Here is a 19,316-nt window from a genome sequence, read left to right as displayed (position 1 = left end):
CCAATGCTCAAGCGACTGCGACGACGTCGAGAATCCGCTGCACGACCCGGTCCTGGTCAATGCCGGCGGCTTCGGCTTCGAACGAAAGGATGATGCGATGGCGCAGCACGTCGAACAGCACGGCCTGGATGTCTTCCGGGCTGACGAAGTCGCGTCCGGCCAGCCAGGCATGGGCGCGGGCGCAACGGTCCAGGGCAATCGAACCCCGCGGGCTGGCGCCGTAGGCGATCCACTCGGCCATTTCCGGGTCGAACTTGGCCGGGTTGCGGGTCGCCATGATCAGCTGCACCAGGTATTCCTCCACAGCGTCGGCCATGTACAAGCCGAGGATTTCCTTGCGTGCGGAAAAAATCGCCTGTTGGCTCACGCGCCGCTCAGGCTTGGTTTCGCCATTCAGTGCTTCGCCCCGGGCCTGTTGCAGGATACGGCGCTCAACCGCGGCATCCGGAAAACCGATCTTGACGTGCATCAGGAATCGGTCGAGCTGGGCTTCGGGCAACGGATAGGTGCCTTCCTGCTCGATCGGGTTCTGCGTGGCCATCACCAGGAACAGCGGCGACAGTTCATAGGTGCTGCGCCCGACGCTGACCTGCCGCTCGGCCATTGCTTCGAGCAAGGCCGACTGGACCTTGGCCGGGGCCCGGTTGATTTCGTCGGCCAATACCAAATTGTGAAAGATCGGCCCTTGCTGGAACACGAAACTGCCGGTTTCCGGGCGATAGATCTCGGTGCCTGTGATGTCCGCAGGCAGCAGGTCGGGGGTAAATTGGATGCGATGAAACTGCGCTTCGATACCCTCGGCCAGCTCCTTGATCGCCTTGGTCTTGGCCAGACCAGGCGCACCTTCCACCAGCATATGGCCGTCGGCGAGCAGGGCGATGAGCAGGCGCTCGATGAGTTTTTCCTGGCCGAGAATCTGCGTTGAAAGAAAGGTTCGCAGCGCCAGTAGCGCTTCACGATGTTCCATCGGTGACTGTTCCTGGAAAGGGTGGCCCAGGCGTCTGGATAACGCCGGGGCTGGGGGCGTTACTTTAATGCATGGTGGGGGGTGGCGACTAACGGGATTTTGATGGATGTGCGGATTTGTGATCGGCATTGGATTCGATGCACGGCGCTGGCTCGCGACGGCGGCGGGGGCTAGTGCTGTGTCCGGATGTCATTTAGCAATGATTTGATTGCCGGTCTTTCGACCAGCGCCTGCCAGCCTCCGTCGCCAGCAATCGCGCCGTTATGCAGTACGATGACTCGATCAAAACGAAACAGATGATCGAAATCGTGCGTGACGCAGATTAATCCGCGTTCCGCGAAAGTATCGAACAGTAGGTCCCATACGGAACCGGTCATCCCAGGCTCGATTGAAGCACTCGGTTCGTCGAACAAATTGAATCGTCCAGGCCTGTTGATCAGCCGCAGCAGAGACAGGCGCTTGGCTTCTCCGCCAGAGATATTTGATGCCTGTTCAGAAAGGGTCCGTTGGGAAACGATTTCCTCAAGCTGCAATCGTCGTATTGTCTGGCTGAGACAAGGCGACATTTCTGCTCCGAACAGTACGGACTGTTCAAAGGGACCTTCCAAAAAACGGGGCTGTTGGGGGCAATACCTCAACGCACTCAAGTGGAAACGAGGGTTCATTTGCGAAACGGGGGTTGCGTTGATGCTCAACTGACTTCGCGTTTTTTGATCGAGACCGGCGAGAATTTCCAGCAACGTAGACTTTCCAGCACCGCTCTGACCGATGATCGCCACTGATTGGTTTTGAATGAATGACAGCTTTTGTGTAATCGTCAGGCGAACTTGGTTGTTTTCGGTCAGTACGCACGGATCGAGAGTCAGTGTCGATGGCCCCTTGAAAACGGTGGTCGATTGCCGATCGCCATGATCAAAATTTGGAAGCGAAAGCAGGCTTAGAAGTCGACGCTGGTCGGCAAAAAACTGGTCCAGCACGCGGTATCCCTCCGTTAACGCAGCGATATTGAGTAAGTAGCTGCCCGCGATGGAAAAAATCGCCACCAGTTGTCCGACACTGATACTGGGCTGGCTCGACAGTTGATCAAGGACTCCCCAGCCCAATAATCCGCCCGTGGAAAGGCTGACGAACAGGATCTTGGCGGCGTTCAGAAAACCACCAGAGGTCGCCGCGCACACCGCGGCATCGGCGTAGCCCTTGAAGGCATCGTTTAGCGGTTGTGTTGCGGTAGATTCGGCATTTTCCAGCTTTATCGCTTTGCCAGCCGCAAGCGTGTTGTACAGATGAGCGCTCAGTTCATCTTCCTGCTCGTTGACCGCATCAATGTGTTTCCTGCGCCATCTGATAATTTTGTGGGTGACTATCAGATAGAGAACTCCTAAAACGGTCGTGCTCACGAAAACCTCGATACCGCCCATGTAAAAGAACGCACCGCCGACGATTAAAAATTCCAGGCACAACGGCAGTCCAACAGTGACAAAAAACGTCAGCAACTGTTCGTGAGCGGTGATGCCGCGCTCAACCGATTTTATGAAGTGCCCGATTCGCCACGAGCTGAATTGGGCAAACTCTTTGCGCATTAGATTGGTCAGCCACTCAATAGACGCGGCCATCATGATCTGCTGGACCAGCTTGGATAAGAAATGGATCTGAAGTGGGCTGATGATCGCTTGGGCGCATCCGGCGACAACAAGGCCTACCGTAAGCATGAGTAACGTTCTGGCTGTTGTCTGTTTTACGCCATATAGGGTGTCGACAATGGTCCCCAAGAGCAAGGGCGGGGCCAGTGCGATAAGTTTGAGTATTATGATTGTTGCAATGGTTAACGTCAGAAGTGTCGTATGTTTTTTGCAGGCAGTTCTGATGAAGGTTTGCATAGAGTGCATACGACCGTCTGGGAGTGTTTGTGGATAAATTGTTTCAGCCGCTACGTAACATCTGCAGAGCGCAACAAATCAATGACCGCTCTATTGATTATTCTGTGTGTCGCTCGGCGTTCACCTAACTTGCGTGTTTTGGTGCAAGTGCATAATTAATAACAGCAGGCGTTTGGATGGGCTAGGGCGCAACTTCCGATGATGGCGTAGGGCGGTTCTTGGCGACCGGTAGGGCGCGCCTGTAGGAAGAAGAGTTATTGTGGGGTTCTGGCTTTTTCACTATCTATTTCAACGGTTTGAAAGGTTTGCTCATTTTGGATGGATAAGATTCGAGCATGATTCAACAAGGTTCAAGGGTTGGTTTTTTCGGTCAGCTAGCAATATCCAGTACCGGCAGCCCTTAGTGGCGAGGGATAAATCCCTCGCCACATACAACTTCTGGAGCCAGCCTCCTGGCCAAACGATTCAGCCCTTCCAAACCCCCGGATTCACCAGATCCATCGGCCGTTCACCCGCCAATGCCGCCAGCAGATTGTCCACCGCACAACGTGCCATCGCTTCCCGTGTTTCATGGGTCGCCGAGCCGATGTGTGGCGTCGCGACCACGTTGTCCATCTGCAACAGGGGCGAGTCGGCGCTCAAGGGTTCGCGGTCGAACACGTCCAGTCCGGCGCCACGGATCTGCCCGCTGCGCAGGGCTTCGATCATCGCCGTTTCGTCCACCACCTTGCCCCGGGAGATATTGATAAAAATGCTCTCGGGACGCATCTGTGCGAACGCCCGTGCGTCGATGAGCCCTTGGGTCTCAGTGGTCAGCGGCAACGTCAGGCAAATGAAATCAGCTTCTTGCAGCAGCGTATCGAGGCCGCAGTAGCGGGCGTTGAAACGTTGCTCCACCGCCGACTTGGGTGAGTGGCTGTGATAGAGCACCGGCATGCCGAAACCAAAATGGCCGCGTTGGGCCAACGCTTCGCCGATGCGTCCCATGCCGACGATGCCAAGGGTCTTGCCGTGGACATCGCTGCCGAAATGCTTGGCGCCGATGCTCTGCTGCCATTGGCCGACGCGGACCAGGTTGGCCAGCTCCACCACGCGGCGGGCGGTGGCGAGGATCAAGGCGAACCCGGTGTCGGCGGTGGTCTCGGTCAGCACATCCGGCGTATTGGTGAGCACGATGCGCCGTTCGGTCAGGTAATCGATGTCGTAGTTGTCGACCCCAACCGAAACGCTGGCGATCGCCTCCAGCTGGGGTGCCAGGTCCAGTAGCGACGCATCGAGCCTGAGGCTTGCGCCCAGCAGGCCATGGGCGCTGGGCAGGGCTTCGCGCAGTTGGGCCAGGCCCCGGTCATCGAGGCGTTCAATCAGGGTGACCTGGGCCTGTGCTTGCAGGCGTTCCATCAATTGCGTTGAAAGTGCTTTGTACACCACGACGTGTTTTTTCATGAGGATTCTCGATTCAGGGACGGGCGGGCGCCGGCTGTGGCGTCGCAGGTTTGGACACGACCCGGTCGCTGGCGCCGGGCTTGAGGGCCAGGGTCAGTACCACCGACAGCAGCAACGCGCCGCTCATCAGCAAGAAGGACATGCCGGTGGAGCCGGTGGAGCCGTTGAGGTAGCCCACCAGGTACGAGCCGCCGAACGAACCCAGTGCGCCCATGCTGTTGATCAATGCCATGGCGCCGCCGGCGACGTTGGCCGGGAGGATTTCCGGGACGATGGCGAAGAACGGACCGTAAGGCGCATACATGCAGGCGCCGGCGATCACCAGCAAGGTGTAGGACCACCAGAAATGCTCCGCCCCTAGCAGGTAGGAAGCGTAGAAGGCGATGGAGGCGACCAGCAACGGCGGCCAGACAAAGCGCTTGCGCTTCTGCACTTTATCCGACGCCCAGGAGATGATCAGCATCGCGATCACCGCCGCCAGATAAGGCAGCGATGACAGCCACCCGGCCTCGACCATGTTCATCTTCAGGCCGGCCTTGAGGATCGATGGCAACCACAGCACGAAACCATAGACACCGATGCTCCAGCAGAAAAACTGCAGGGCCAGGATGATTACCTTGGGTGAGCGGAAGGCCTCGGCATAGTTCTTCACCGCCTTGATGCCGACCTGCTCGGCGGCCAGCGCGCTTTCCAGGTCCTGTTTTTCCTGGTCGCTGAGCCACTTGGCCTGGGCCGGGCGATCATCGGCCAGGCGCCACCAGACAAAGGCCCAGAGCACTGCCGGCAGGCCTTCGATGATGAACATCCAGCGCCAATCGAATTGCTCCACCAGATAACCCGAGACCACGGACATCCACAACATGGTCACCGGGTTGCCGAGGATCAGGAAGGTGTTGGCGCGCGAGCGTTCGGCGCGGGTGAACCAGTGGCACAGGTAGACCAGCATCGCCGGCATCACCGCGGCTTCGACCACGCCTAGCATGAAGCGGATCACGATCAGCCAATACGCGTTGGAGACCACACCCGTCAGGGTCGCCAGCGAGCCCCAGAGGATCAGGCTGACGAATATCAGTTTTTTCACGCTGTGTTTTTGCGCGTAGATCGCCCCGGGTATCTGGAAGAAAAAGTAACCGAGGAAAAACAGCGCGCCCAGCAGCGACGACAACCCGGGCGTTATCATCAGGTCCTCGGCCATCCCCGAGGCGGCGGCGAAACCGTAGTTGGCCCGGTCGAGGTACGCCAGGCTGTAGGTGATGAACACAATGGGCATGATGTACCACCAGCGGCGGGCGGCGAGATTGAGCGTTTGCATGTCATGACTCCTGAGCTTGTTGTTTTTGTTCAGCAGGTGCGTTTGTGAAACTTTTTCGGTTTCTATTGGCAGCAGGCGACCTCGAATTCAGCCGATAACTCCAGGCGCGTCGGTAGACCTTCCATGTCCCCGCGACTCTGCACCGCGCGGCTGCCGATCCAATTGGCGCGTCGTACCGCTTCGGTGACGTCGCGGCCTTCAAGCAGCGCGCTGATCAGGCCCACGGCGAAGCCATCACCGGCGCCCACGGTGTCCACCACCCGGGGAACCGGCACAGCGCCAATAAAGCCCTGGTCCAGTGCGGTGCGGTAATAGGCCCCGTCGGCGCCGAGCTTGATCACCACGACTTCGGCGCCCTGGTCGAGGTAGAACGCGGCGATGTCGGCCGGATCTTCACGGCCGGTCAGCAAGCGACCTTCGCCAAGCCCCGGCAAGACCCAATGGGCCAGGGCCGCGTGACGATTGATCTCGCGGATCATCATCGCTTCGCAGGGCCACAGGCTCGGGCGCAGGTTGGGGTCGAACGACAGGCTGCGACCGGCCTCGCGCATTCGGGTCATCAATTCAAAGGACATTTCACCGGCCGTGGCCGACAGCGCCGGCACGATGCCGGTGGCATGCAGGTGACGAGCGCCCAGCAACGGCGCGGCGATGGATTCGATCGATAAATGACTGGCCGCCGAACCGCGACGGAAATACTCGACTTGCGGGTCGCTGCCATCGTCGGAGCGGGACTTCAGTTGGAATCCAGTGGGATGCGCCGGATCCACCGCCACGTGGCGACAATCCAGGCCTTCTTCCTCCAGCGTCCGCGTCACGAAGCGTCCGAGGGAGTCGGCGCCGACCCGGCTGAGCCAGGCGACATTGAAGCCCAGTCGCGACAAACCGATAGCCACGTTGCTGTCGGCCCCGGCGATGCGTTTGTGAAATTGACTGACGCCGGCCAGGTCGCCGGTCTGGTCGGCCACCAGCATCGCCATGGTTTCGCCGAACGACAACACATCGAATTCAGTCATGGGCAGGCTCCCGGCGCGATTGCCCGAGGCGCGACAAAATGGTGACATGTTCGGCGGTCAAGGCCAGCAGGTCATCGCCTTGCAGCGGGTATTCGGCGGCACGCATCACGCCGACGGGCATGTGTTTGAACAGTTGCTCCCACAGATGCAGGTCTGCCAGGGCCGGGGGCACGGCGATCAGTTTGCCGTCGGCACGCCGGGCCACCGCCTTGCAGTGCACATACGCCACATGCCGTCCGAGTTGTCGGGCCGCCCCCGTGGCCGATTGGTCCTGCCATTGCCAGTTGCCAATGTCGAAGGTCATGCCGACAGGCAACCCGCATTGTTCAATGGCGGCGAAGAAACGTTGCAAGGGTTCGATCCGCCCACCTTGCAAGGTCTGGTCGTTTTCCACCAACAGTTGCGCGGGACTTGCCGCGAGCCTGTCGGCGAGGGCCGACAGGTCGTGGGAGTCGGTGAAGTGCCCGAGGGAAACTTTAAGCCACGTCGAGCCGAACGCCTCGCAGCGTTGCAGGGCGACGGTCAATTCGGGATTGGGCTTGGACTGGCCGGGCAGCCAGAGCTCAAGGGGCGACGAATAGACACTCTTCAGTCCCTGGGCTCGCGCGTCGACGGCCAGCTCGGTGGGTTGTTCAGTGGTGAGCAATTCTTCGCGCCATTCGATTCGCGAGGCACCGGCGGCGGCCAGAAGCGCGATGAAGCTGCCTTGGCCGTGCTGGCGCACCAGGTCGGCACCGTAGCTGGAGAGGCTGATGGAAACGGGTGGGCTATGCATTGTTCTTGTACCTCTGAAACCGGTTTCAGTTTTGTTCAAAAAAAAGGCTGAGCCTTGGATTTCAGCAGCAGCCAGTGCAGTCATTGAAGGACCTCGCGCGTCGATCCACGCTCAATCAGCTGCGCCGCAAAATCCAGGGTCCGTACCGGCCCGTTGTCGCCACGCAAGCGCTTGAGCAAACACTCGAACGCGCTGGCGCCGATCTCAGCCGTCGGCTGTGCCAGGGCGGTGATACCGCTGCCCACCAAGGGATACCAATCGAGGTCGTCGAGGGCGATCAGCCCAACATCGTCGAACAAGTGGCAGCCCAATTGGCGCAATACTTGGGTGGCGGCCAGCGCGGCGATGCCGTTGGCGCAAAAGAGTGCCTTGGGGCCGAGGCCTGGCTGGGCAAGGAAGTCTTTGATGCGCCCGGCCAGTTGATCGCAGGTTTCCACCACGGCGCCAGCCAAGGCAGGGCGGCGCTCGATGCCGGCCTTGAAACTCTCGACTCGCTCGATGCGCGAGCTGGTGCCGTCGAACGGCTCGGTTACCAGTAGCAGATCGCGGTAACCCCGCTGTTCGAGGTGGTCGAGGGCCATTTCGACGGCCGCCGGGTTGTCCAGACCCACCAAGTCGCTGTCGAGCCGATCGACCTTGCGATCCACCAGCACCATGGGCATTTCGCTGCGCAGTTCGAACAGTTCATCACGGTGATGGCCCAGCGTGTTCACGATCAGCCCTTCGATGTTGTAGGCGCGCAACAGCGCCAGATGCTGGCGCTCCTGCTCATCATCGCGGTCGGTGTTGCACACCACAAGGCTGTAGCCGTGGCGACGGCAGGCGGTTTCTACGCCATGCATCACGGCAATTGAATAGGGGTTGCGGATATCGGCCACGAGCATGCCGATCAGGCGTGTGCGCCCGCGTTTCAGGCCGCGGGCCATCTGGTTCGGCCGGTAACCCAGCTCGCTGATCGCCTGCTCTATGCGCCGGGCGATGGCTTCGGAAAGCAGCGCGCGGTCCTCGCCAATGAAGCGCGAGACGCTGGCCTTGGAGACCCCGGCGCGTTCGGCGACATCTAACATGGTTACGCGGCTGCGCTGGGCGGCGGAGAAAGAATTCACGGATTGAAACCTGCTTATTGGATTTTTAGCGGCTCTGAAACCGGTTTCAGGAAACACTAGAAGCTGATCCGGCGTCAAGGGCGATGCATCACAGGTGCGACCGACGGTGGTTCACCTCGGTCCGACAGCGGCGACGGTGCGGGCAGACATTTATCAGAACCGGGCCTTTCAAGGGATTTGCAGCCCGCCAGGCCATGTGTTTAGCTGCCTGCCTTCCCAGCCCCTGGACGACCGAAGCCGCCATGAACGTTACCCAGCCTCGTTTGAGATTGCTGTCGATTTTGACGGCGACCCTGTTGGTGGTGGGCTTTGCGTCCTACACCCTTTTGCACCACAGCGGGGCGCCAACAGACGAAGGTTTCGTCGCCGAGGACTTGAACGAAGGCGGCCTGGACGACATCGGCACGTTGGCGCTGCCCGACGTGGAGAAGCGCCTCAATTACTTGATCCAGGACACCGGCGAAACCCTCAGGTCCCTGGAACGGTTCAGTGACGCGCAGTTGAGCTTGAATATCGAGACGACCGAGCCAGCCGAGGAGCAATCGTTGCAGTACGAGACGCTTTTCGTCCCGTTCACCAGCGCGCAACTGAAAGCTGAGCTGGCGTCGATCCAGGGCCTGCGTTTTGCCCAGCGGCTGTTTGCCGACGGTTCCGAAGTGAGACTGGATACCAACAGCCTTGATCCGCTCTGGAAGCGCGCGGCCATGCCGAATGAACCGACTGCCGAGCAGTACCTGCCGCAGCGCCTGCGTTTTCGCGATGGCAGCGAAAAAAGCTTTGCCGACCTGAAGGCGCCGCCGCAGGACGAGCCCGACGACATGATCTTGTCCCATGAGGCCTTCGTGCTTTCGGTCAACAAACCCTTGGCCAGTCTCGGCCTGACGGTTGCGTACCGCAGCTATCCGGCGTTCCGCAAAGTGGTGCTGGACAAGGATCACCCCAGCGTGACCCTGGACGACGGCCAGTCCTTCCAGCTCATGGCATTGGGTGACGCAAGCGCTTCAGTGCGCCTGAGTACGCCGAAGATGTCGACTTTCGTTTTGCAAGGGCTGACCGAGGAGGGCAAGGCGCTCTACAGCAACGGTAACAATTCCCGTGCCTTCCCGTCTGAGCGCGATATTGCCGCATTGGGTGCTTATTACGACGCGCTGCTGCAAACCAAGGATGATCTTGCTCAGTTCAAGACCGGCCAGGCAGTACAACAACAGCTGGAGCGCGTCACCCAAGAGTTGGTCGCTCAGGCCGGACCGTTGAAAAATACCGAGGTCGACTACCGCTTCGAGGCCACCCCGCAGCGTATCGTCATTCATGTACTCGATCCGCTGGAAGACAACACCGTCGAATTCGCCGCGGTCGACAACGTCCTGGCGGAACAAGCGCGCTACATCGCCCTGGACCGCGAGGCCGAGCGCTACGGTTTCGTCGATCCGGCCGGACAGTGGCTGATCAAGCCCCGTTGGGTGCAGGTGCAAGACAGTCTGATGGCCGATGCCTACACCTTGTTCACCGCGCAAAAATCCAGCGACCCCGAGTCGGACGGGCAGGCGCTACGCAGCCAGTTCGCCTATTTCCCCGCCGGGAGCAACAAGCTTGTCGACCTGCCGTTCGAGCACATCACCGAAAAGTTGCGTGATGGCCTGCTGCTGGTGGAGCGTGAAACCAACGGGCCTTATGGACTCTACGATGCCAAGGGGCACCGTTTCATATTGCCGATGAAATTCGTCAACCCCACCGTGACCGACAATCTGTTCATTGCCCGTCTCGGCACGCGTACCTATGCGACGGAGGGGCTTTACGGCGCTTACACCCTGGACGGCAAGGAAGTCCTGCCCGCGCGGTTTTCAAGCATCGAGCACAGCGACGGCCACCTTTACACCAGCTCCTCTGACGGCAGTCGCCAGGACGTTTTCAACCTTCAAGGCAAGCGGATCAATCTTGAGGGCTATACCGTCAAAGGTCGTTTTGTCGGGCAACAACCGCTGCTGCTGCAGGACACGAAGAACGGGACGTTCGTCTTCATCAATCGCCAGGGTGCGCGGTTGCCGATCAAACTGCCGTATGACGAGGTGGAACCGTTTTCCAACGGCATGGCGGTGGTCGGGCGTGACAGCCTCTACGGTGCCATCGACCTGACTGGCAAGTTGCAGGTTCCGCTGGATTACAGCCAGATCAACGCGTTCCAGACCCGCTACGCCGCTGCTATCCGGGCTGGCGATGGTTCAGGGTTGGTCTTGATCAGTCAAGACAACCAGTTGATCAAGGAACTCGGCTCCTACACCAGTATGAAGGTGCCGGATAACGGCAACGGCGCCCGTTATTATGTAAGGGACCCGAGTAACAGTGATGAATACCTGGTGTATGACGCCGATGGCAATCAGGTGCGGCAATCCGAGTGACACCCCGACCCCCGTGGCGAGGCAGCTTGCTCCCGCTCGGCTGCGCAGCAGTCGCAAGTCGGCCGACGCGGTTTAGCTGCCATATTCGTGGTGCCTGGTTTGGGGTTGCTGCGCAACCCAGCGGGAGCAAGCTCCCTCGCCACAGGAGCGTATTCGCCTTTGGTTTCAGAGCTGGCTGATATAGGTGCCGGTCCCCCTGAGGATGTTCTGCAACGTCAGTTCCACTTCCGCCAGGTCTGCCGCATCGCTGCTGTGAGTGATTTCCAGCACGTCATCGCCATTGAGCGCGTCGGCATCCGCCGCGGCGATTTCGATTTTCAGCAGGGTTGGGCTGAGCGTGACCTTCGCGCCATCCAGCGTCGAGGGTTCGCCGTCGAGGGTGATTTCCAGCTCGTCTTCGTCGGGGTAGCGGGTCATCAGGAACATGTCGCCCTGGCTGCTGTGGCAACACAGCATAGCCATGTTGTCCTCTTCGTCGTCGCACGGGTTGGCGATCAGCAGGGCAGTGGTCATTTTCATCGGGTGGCTCCTGGCTCGATGAGCCGTCAAACGCGAAAAACCGAATTCTGCCAGCCTGGACGATTTTCTGCTGGATTACCCGCGCAGGGTGCCGTTTGGGCGTTAGGCTGCTAGGGTTGTTCGATGCACACCGGCTGTAGCGCTAGCCGATGACCGAATATGTCGCAGCGCTGCAAGCAGGCACATTGTCGCACTCGTTAAGCTGCGCAACGGATGTGCACCTGCAAAAGGCATCGCGGAGTGCTTTTTGCAGGTGTCCATGACATGGAAATTACATGGAAAAGGATGTGACCTGCGGGTCTCGTCCAGCTTCACCCACCTGTCATCCTGTTTCCTCTGCCCGAGAATCAGGAACAGGATGGCCGACGGCCCCGGAAGGGGTTGCACGCGACGCTACCATCAATAACAAGCCCAAGCGGAGTACCACAGATGGCGTTCTTCACCGCAGCCAGCAAAGCCGACTTCCAGCACCAACTGCAAGCGGCACTGGCGCAGCACATCAGTGAACAGGCACTGCCACAAGTGGCGCTGTTCGCTGAACAATTCTTCGGCATCATTTCCCTCGATGAACTTACCCAGCGCCGGTTGTCCGACCTCGCCGGCTGCACCCTGTCTGCCTGGCGCCTGCTTGAGCGCTTCGAGCACGCGCAACCGCAGGTGCGCGTCTACAACCCCGATTACGAACGTCACGGCTGGCAGTCGACCCACACCGCCGTCGAAGTGCTGCACCATGACTTGCCGTTCCTGGTGGATTCGGTCCGCACCGAGCTGAACCGTCGCGGCTACAGCATCCACACCCTGCAAACCACCGTCCTGAGCGTGCGTCGCGGCAGCAAGGGCGAGTTGCTGGAAATCCTGCCCAAAGGCACCCAGGGCGACGACGTGCTGCAAGAGTCGTTGATGTACCTGGAAATCGACCGCTGCGCCAACGCCGCCGAACTCAATGTCCTGAGCAAGGAACTTGAGCAAGTGCTGGGCGAAGTGCGCGTGGCCGTGGCCGATTTCGAGCCGATGAAAGCCAAGGTCCGGGAAATCCTGGCGAGCCTGGACAACAGCGCCTACGCCACCGATGCCGATGAAAAAGCCGAAATCAAGAGCTTCCTGGAATGGCTGGTGGGCAACCACTTCACCTTCCTCGGCTACGAAGAGTTCGTGGTTCGCGATGAAGCCGACGGCGGCCACATCGAGTACAACCCTGACTCGTTCCTCGGCCTGACCAAATTGCTGCGCGCCGGCCTCACCGCCGAGGACCTGCGTATCGAAGACTACGCGGTCAATTACCTGCGCGAACCGACCCTGCTGTCGTTCGCCAAGGCCGCGCACCCGAGCCGGGTGCACCGTCCGGCTTATCCGGACTACGTGTCGATCCGTGAAATCGACGCCGACGGCAAGGTCATCAAGGAATGCCGCTTCATGGGCCTGTACACCTCCTCGGTGTATGGCGAGAGCGTGCGGGTCATCCCGTACATCCGCCGCAAGGTCGAGGAAATCGAGCGCCGTTCGGGCTTCCAGGCCAAGGCGCACCTGGGCAAGGAACTGGCCCAGGTGGTCGAAGTGCTGCCCCGCGACGACCTGTTCCAGACGCCGGTGGACGAGCTGTTCAGCACCGTCATGTCCATCGTGCAGATCCAGGAACGCAACAAGATCCGCGTGTTCCTGCGCAAAGACCCGTACGGGCGCTTCTGCTACTGCCTGGCCTATGTGCCGCGCGACATCTATTCCACCGAAGTGCGCCAGAAAATCCAGCAAGTGCTGATGGACCGCCTGAAAGCTTCGGACTGCGAATTCTGGACCTTCTTCTCCGAATCCGTGCTGGCCCGCGTGCAGTTGATCCTGCGGGTGGACCCGAAAAACCGTCTCGACATCGACCCGGTCCTGCTGGAAAAAGAAGTCGTGCAGGCCTGCCGCAGCTGGAAGGATGACTACGCCAGCCTGGTGATCGAGAGCTTCGGCGAAGCCCAGGGCACCAATGTGCTATCGGACTTTCCGAAAGGTTTCCCGGCCGGCTACCGCGAGCGTTTTGCCGCGCACTCCGCCGTGGTGGACATGCAACACCTGCTGAGCCTGAACGAAACCAACCCGCTGGTGATGAGCTTCTACCAGCCGTTGGGCCAGGTGTCCGGCCAGCGTGAGCTGCACTGCAAGCTGTATCACGCCGACACCCCGCTGGCGCTGTCCGACGTGCTGCCGATCCTGGAAAACCTGGGTCTGCGCGTGCTGGGCGAGTTCCCGTATCGCCTGCGCCATACCAATGGCCGCGAGTTCTGGATCCATGATTTTGCGTTCACCGCCGCCGAAGGCCTGGACCTCGATATCCAGCAGCTCAACGACACCTTGCAGGACGCCTTCGTCCACATTGTCCGTGGCGATGCCGAGAACGATGCGTTCAACCGCCTGGTGCTCACCGCCGGCCTGCCATGGCGCGACGTGGCGCTGCTGCGTGCCTACGCCCGTTACCTGAAGCAGATCCGCCTGGGCTTCGACCTTGGCTACATCGCCAGCACCCTGAACAACCACACCGACATCGCTCGTGAGCTGACCCGGTTGTTCAAGACCCGCTTCTACCTGGCGCGCAAGCTCAGCGGCGATGACCTGGAAGACAAACAGCTGCGTCTGGAACAGGCGATCCTCTCGGCCTTGGACGACGTTCAGGTGCTCAACGAAGACCGGATCCTGCGTCGCTACCTGGACCTGATCAAGGCAACCCTGCGGACCAACTTCTACCAGACCGACGCCAACGGCCAGAACAAGTCCTACTTCAGCTTCAAGTTCAACCCACACCTGATCCCGGAACTGCCCAAGCCAGTGCCGAAGTTCGAAATCTTCGTCTACTCGCCACGGGTCGAAGGCGTGCACCTGCGTTTCGGCAACGTCGCCCGTGGCGGCTTGCGCTGGTCTGACCGTGAAGAAGACTACCGCACCGAAGTGCTTGGCCTGGTAAAAGCCCAGCAAGTGAAGAACTCGGTGATCGTGCCGGTGGGCGCCAAAGGTGGTTTCCTGCCGCGTCGCCTGCCATTGGGCGGCAGCCGGGACGAGATCGCGGCCGAGGGCATCGCTTGCTACCGCATCTTCATTTCGGGGCTGCTGGACATCACCGACAACCTGAAGGACGGCGCCCTGGTGCCGCCGGCCAACGTCGTGCGGCATGACGATGATGACCCGTACCTGGTGGTGGCGGCGGACAAAGGCACCGCGACCTTCTCCGACATCGCCAACGGCATCGCCATCGACTACGGCTTCTGGCTCGGCGATGCGTTTGCCTCCGGCGGTTCGGCCGGTTACGACCACAAGAAAATGGGTATCACCGCCAAGGGCGCGTGGGTCGGCGTTCAGCGCCACTTCCGCGAGCGCGGCATCAATGTCCAGGAAGATAGCATCACCGTAGTGGGTGTCGGCGACATGGCCGGCGACGTGTTCGGCAACGGCTTGTTGATGTCCGACAAGCTGCAACTGGTCGCGGCTTTCAACCATCTGCACATCTTCATCGACCCGAACCCGGAGCCTGCCAGCAGCTTTGCCGAGCGCAAGCGTCTGTTCGAACTGCCGCGTTCGGCCTGGACCGACTACGACACCAGCATCATGTCCGAAGGCGGCGGTATCTTCTCGCGCAGTGCCAAGAGCATCGCGATCTCGCCGCAGATGAAAGAACGCTTCGACATCAAGGCCGACAAGCTGACCCCGACCGAACTGCTGAACGCCTTGCTCAAGGCGCCGGTGGACCTGTTGTGGAACGGCGGTATCGGCACCTACGTCAAGGCCAGCACCGAAAGCCACGCCGACGTCGGCGACAAGGCCAACGATGCGCTGCGCGTGAACGGCAACGAGCTGCGCTGCAAGGTGGTAGGCGAGGGCGGCAACCTGGGGATGACCCAACTGGGTCGTGTCGAGTTCGGTCTCAATGGCGGCGGTTCCAACACCGACTTCATCGACAACGCCGGTGGCGTGGACTGCTCCGACCACGAAGTGAACATCAAGATCCTGCTCAACGAAGTGGTGCAGGCCGGCGACATGACCGACAAGCAACGCAACCAGTTGCTGGCGAGCATGACCGACGAAGTCGGCGGCCTGGTGTTGGGCAATAACTACAAGCAGACCCAGGCCCTGTCCCTGGCGGCACGCCGCGCCTTCGTGCGGATTGCCGAATACAAGCGCCTGATGAACGACCTGGAAGTGCGTGGCAAGCTGGACCGCGCTATCGAGTTCCTGCCGACCGAAGAGCAACTGGCCGAACGCGTCGCGGCGGGCCATGGCCTGACCCGTGCCGAACTGTCGGTGTTGATCTCCTACAGCAAGATCGACCTCAAGGAAGCGCTGCTCAACTCCCAGGTACCGGATGACGATTACCTGACCCGTGACATGGAGACTGCGTTCCCACCGATGCTGGTGAGCAAGTTCTCCGAGGCCATGCGTCGCCATCGCCTGAAACGCGAGATCGTCAGCACCCAGATCGCCAACGACCTCGTCAACCACATGGGCATCACCTTCGTCCAACGGTTGAAAGAGTCCACCGGCATGAGCCCGGCGAACGTGGCCGGCGCCTATGTGATCGTGCGGGATATCTTCCATCTCCCACACTGGTTCCGCCAGATCGAAGCCCTGGACCACCAGGTCTCGGCCGACGTGCAACTGGAACTGATGGACGAGCTGATGCGCCTGGGCCGTCGCGCCACCCGCTGGTTCTTGCGCAGCCGCCGCAACGAGCAGAACGCTGCCCGCGACGTCGCTCACTTCGGTCCGCACCTGGCGGCGTTGGGTCTCAAGCTCGACGAGTTGCTGGAAGGCCCGACCCGTGAAGGCTGGCAGACCCGCTACCAGGCCTACGTGGCCGCCGGCGTGCCGGAGTTGCTCGCGCGCATGGTTGCCGGCACCACGCACCTGTACACCTTGCTGCCGATCATCGAGGCGTCCGACGTGACTGGCCAGAACGCCGCCGATGTAGCCAAGGCGTACTTCGCCGTGGGCAGCGCGCTGGACATCACCTGGTACCTGCAACAGATCAGCGCCTTGCCGGTGGACAACAACTGGCAGGCCCTGGCCCGCGAAGCGTTCCGCGATGACATCGACTGGCAGCAACGGGCGATTACCATCTCGGTCTTGCAAGAGGGCGACGGCACCCAGGACGTGGAAACACGCCTGGCGCTGTGGCTGGAGCAGCACCGCGAGATGGTTGAGCGCTGGCGCGCCATGCTGGTGGACATCCGCGCCGCCAGCGGCACCGACTACGCCATGTACGCGGTGGCCAACCGCGAGCTGCTCGACCTTGCGTTGAGCGGTCAGGCGGTCGTCACGGCCAACTGATACAGCGCTGAATGAACAAGCCCCGCCTCGAAAGACGCGGGGCTTTTTCTTGGCTGTTCAAACGCTTGCTCCCTCGCCACAACAGCGCCTTCAGACCGCGCTGCGTTCGCGAAGCTCCTGCAACCGATCGGCCCCGCCTTCGGCAACGCGATTCTGAATCAGGCGATCAGAACCGCCTTCAGCCACGCGATTCTGAATCAGGCGATCGGAACCACCTTCGGCCAGTTGTTGGGCAGACGGGCTGTCGGCCTGCGCACTCGCCGAGGCAACATTCGACAAGCCAACACCGCCAACCAGTGGAAGAGCGCATGTATAAAATCGCGAAAATCCAGGTTGAACAAAGTTCATTTAATCAGGGCAACTAACCGAAAATTTAAGTTGCCATTAAGGTGCCGTTTCAAGAGGCATGCGTGGCACGAAGTCGCCACCCAGCCCTAGCCGATAATCGCACGTTTTTTCAGGCGACCTCGCCTGGCGTATTGACCGAACTAACCGGTTGGTACATTTTAGTCGCAACACGTCTCGCCAGCTGGCCGTGACCATAATAAAAAAGAGGAACATCCGATGCGTACCCGTCCACCCGCGCCACGCGCGTTTCCATCAAGCCGTTGCTCGTGTCCCGAAGCAACGTCCAGCACCTCTCAAGCGACCCGCTAGCGACCCGCGCTAATAGCTGCACTGGCGAGCCGGCTGAATGTCGGCACCTAAAGTCCGAGAGGTCTCGAAGATGACAAAAGTCGTCGATTTGTATTTCAAGCTGCTGAAGCTGCTGATCGTCTTGTGCATGGTCGCGATGATCGTGCTGGTGTTCGGTAACGTCGTGTTGCGCTATGCCTTCAACTCCGGCATCAGCGTGTCGGAAGAACTGTCGCGGTGGTTCTTCGTCTGGATGATTTTCCTGGGCGCCCTGGTGGCGCTCAAGGATCGCGCCCACCTGGGCATGAACAGCCTGGTCAAGCGCTTGCCGCCAGCGGGCCAGCGTGCTTGCCTGATCATCAGCCATCTGTTGATGCTGTACATCTGCTGGCTGATAGTCAGTGGAAGTTGGCAGCAGGCGGTCATCAACCTGGACGTGGTCGCGCCGGCTTCCGGCCTGTCGATGGCGTTGTTCTACGCCGCAGGACTGGTGTTCGGTGCCAGCGCCAGCGCCATCCTGGTGTACGAGCTGTACTTGGCGCTGTCCGGCAAACTCAGGGACGAGGAGCTGGTGATGGTCGAGCAAAGCGACACCCCGGCAATCAATCCTGACACCATCGCTGAAACCATCAAGAGTACCCGCCCATGACCTTGGCCATCTTCCTGGGATCGTTGATGGGCAGCATGGCGCTGGGAATGCCGATTGCCTTTGCCTTGCTGGTGGTCAGCGTGTCGCTGATGTTTTACCTGGACCTGTTCGACGCCCAGATCATCGCGCAGAACCTGCTCAATGGTGCCGACAGCTTCCCGCTGATGGCGGTGCCGTTCTTCATGCTGGCCGGCGAAGTCATGAACGTCGGCGGGCTCTCCAAGCGCATCGTCAACATTGCCATGGCGCTGGTGGGGCACAAGCGCGGGGGCCTGGGTTACGTGGCGATTATTGCCTCCTGCCTGTTGGCGTCGCTGTCTGGCTCGGCCGTCGCCGATGCGGCGGCGCTGGCGGCGTTGCTGGTGCCGATGATGGTGCTGGCCGGGCACAACCGGGGGCGCTCGGCCGGGTTGATCGCTGCTGGTAGCACTATTGCGCCGGTCATTCCGCCGAGCATTGGTTTCATCGTCTTTGGCGTGGCGTCCGGCGTGTCGATCTCCAAGTTGTTCCTGGCCGGGATCGTGCCAGGGCTGATGCTTGGCGCCGGGCTGGCCGTCGCCTGGTGGTTCATCTCCCGTCGCGAAATCGTCGAGACGCCACCCAAGCGCTCCCGTGCCGAAGTGCTGCGCACATTGCTCGATGGCAGCTGGGCGATGGGCCTGCCGCTGATCATCATCCTCGGTCTGAAATTCGGCATTTTCACGCCCACGGAAGCGGCGGTGGTCGCGGCGGTGTACTCGTTGTTCGTGTCGTTGGTGATCTACCGGGAAATGAAGATCAGCCAGCTGTACGAAGTGATCCTGTCCTCGGCCAGGACCACCTCGGTGGTGATGCTGTTGGTGGCGGCGGCCATGGTTTCATCGTGGCTGGTGACCATCGCCGACTTGCCCGGTCAACTGGCGGAACTGCTGGCGCCGTTCATGGACAACCAGACCCTTCTGCTACTGGTGATGATGGCGTTGATCATCTTGGTCGGCACGGTGATGGACATGACCCCGACCATTCTCATCCTCACGCCGGTGCTGATGCCGGCCGTGATCCAGGCGGGCATCGATCCGGTGTACTTCGGCGTGCTGTTTCTGATCAACACGGCGATTGGCCTGATCACACCGCCAGTGGGCACGGTGCTGAACGTGGTGTGCGGCGTGGCGAAGCTCGACTTTGAAGAGATCGTGCGCGGCGTATGGCCGTTCATGCTGGCGCAGTTTGCCGTGCTGTTTTTGCTGGTGCTGTTCCCCCAGCTGGTCCTGGGACCGCTGAAATTCTTCACTGGTTGACGCCAGTGACAACCCTGACCGCTCTACGCTAACAACAATAATGAT

The 19,316-nt window shown here is 60.4% G+C and carries 13 protein-coding genes; 4 read left to right on the top strand and 9 right to left on the bottom strand.

Annotation, left to right across the window (positions count from 1 at the left end; translation table 11 throughout):
- Window positions 1-7: 7 nt before the first annotated feature.
- The 7 genes from J3P95_RS14190 to J3P95_RS14160 form a co-directional block, all read right to left on the bottom strand.
- A complete protein-coding gene (locus tag J3P95_RS14190) occupies window positions 8-967 on the bottom strand; it encodes an AAA family ATPase (RefSeq protein WP_039589986.1) in 960 nt (319 codons plus the stop codon).
- A 170-nt stretch (window positions 968-1,137) separates the two neighbouring features.
- Window positions 1,138-2,844 (bottom strand): ATP-binding cassette domain-containing protein, encoded by a 1,707-nt coding sequence (locus J3P95_RS14185; protein ID WP_434557452.1) that lies wholly within the window; start codon window positions 2,842-2,844, stop codon window positions 1,138-1,140.
- A gap of 465 nt (window positions 2,845-3,309) precedes the next feature.
- Complete coding sequence (locus J3P95_RS14180; protein WP_434580869.1) at window positions 3,310-4,287, bottom strand: 2-hydroxyacid dehydrogenase; 978 nt, start codon at window positions 4,285-4,287, stop codon at window positions 3,310-3,312.
- A 13-nt stretch (window positions 4,288-4,300) separates the two neighbouring features.
- Complete coding sequence (locus tag J3P95_RS14175) at window positions 4,301-5,599, bottom strand: MFS transporter (protein ID WP_434557450.1); 1,299 nt, start codon at window positions 5,597-5,599, stop codon at window positions 4,301-4,303.
- A 62-nt stretch (window positions 5,600-5,661) separates the two neighbouring features.
- Complete coding sequence (locus J3P95_RS14170) at window positions 5,662-6,615, bottom strand: sugar kinase (RefSeq protein ID WP_434580870.1); 954 nt, start codon at window positions 6,613-6,615, stop codon at window positions 5,662-5,664.
- A complete protein-coding gene (locus J3P95_RS14165) occupies window positions 6,608-7,390 on the bottom strand; it encodes a sugar phosphate isomerase/epimerase family protein (protein WP_434580871.1) in 783 nt (260 codons plus the stop codon). The genes J3P95_RS14170 and J3P95_RS14165 overlap by 8 nt, the downstream gene beginning before the upstream one ends.
- 80 nt (window positions 7,391-7,470) lie before the next feature.
- Entirely contained in the window at window positions 7,471-8,496 is a 1,026-nt protein-coding gene (locus tag J3P95_RS14160) for a LacI family DNA-binding transcriptional regulator (protein ID WP_434580872.1), read from the bottom strand.
- 242 nt (window positions 8,497-8,738) lie between these two features.
- Here J3P95_RS14160 and J3P95_RS14155 point away from each other — a divergent pair, with 242 nt between their 5' ends.
- The gene (locus J3P95_RS14155; RefSeq protein ID WP_434580873.1) at window positions 8,739-10,892 is read left to right on the top strand and encodes a WG repeat-containing protein; all 2,154 of its coding nucleotides are present in this window, start codon (window positions 8,739-8,741) and stop codon (window positions 10,890-10,892) included.
- A 165-nt stretch (window positions 10,893-11,057) separates the two neighbouring features.
- Here J3P95_RS14155 and J3P95_RS14150 read toward each other — a convergent pair whose 3' ends face one another.
- Entirely contained in the window at window positions 11,058-11,411 is a 354-nt protein-coding gene (locus J3P95_RS14150; protein WP_434580874.1) for a hypothetical protein, read from the bottom strand.
- 429 nt (window positions 11,412-11,840) lie between these two features.
- On the opposite strand from J3P95_RS14150, the gene J3P95_RS14145 reads away from it, so the two are divergent.
- On the top strand, window positions 11,841-16,709 hold the full coding sequence (locus tag J3P95_RS14145; protein ID WP_434557445.1) for an NAD-glutamate dehydrogenase: 4,869 nt from the start codon (window positions 11,841-11,843) through the stop codon (window positions 16,707-16,709).
- Between the two features lie 90 nt (window positions 16,710-16,799).
- Here the strand turns inward: J3P95_RS14145 and J3P95_RS14140 are convergent, their stop codons facing one another.
- Window positions 16,800-17,057: a phage infection protein gene (locus tag J3P95_RS14140; RefSeq protein WP_434580875.1), complete on the bottom strand. Its 258-nt coding sequence runs from the start codon at window positions 17,055-17,057 to the stop codon at window positions 16,800-16,802.
- Between the two features lie 379 nt (window positions 17,058-17,436).
- Between J3P95_RS14140 and J3P95_RS14135 the strand changes: the two genes are divergently transcribed.
- Both J3P95_RS14135 and J3P95_RS14130 read left to right on the top strand, forming a co-directional pair.
- Window positions 17,437-17,994 (top strand): TRAP transporter small permease, encoded by a 558-nt coding sequence (locus J3P95_RS14135; RefSeq protein ID WP_434580876.1) that lies wholly within the window; start codon window positions 17,437-17,439, stop codon window positions 17,992-17,994.
- Window positions 17,991-19,271, top strand: coding sequence for a TRAP transporter large permease subunit (locus J3P95_RS14130; RefSeq protein WP_434557442.1), 1,281 nt, complete (start codon window positions 17,991-17,993; stop codon window positions 19,269-19,271). Before J3P95_RS14135 ends, J3P95_RS14130 begins: the two co-directional genes overlap by 4 nt.
- Window positions 19,272-19,316 lie beyond the last annotated feature (45 nt).

The sequence above is a fragment of the Pseudomonas sp. Z5-35 genome, from assembly GCF_051131945.1.
Classification (GTDB): Bacteria; Pseudomonadota; Gammaproteobacteria; order Pseudomonadales; family Pseudomonadaceae; genus Aquipseudomonas; species Aquipseudomonas marvdashtae.
Note: the sequence above shows the minus strand (reverse complement) of the source record. Positions and strands in the feature narration are given on the sequence as shown.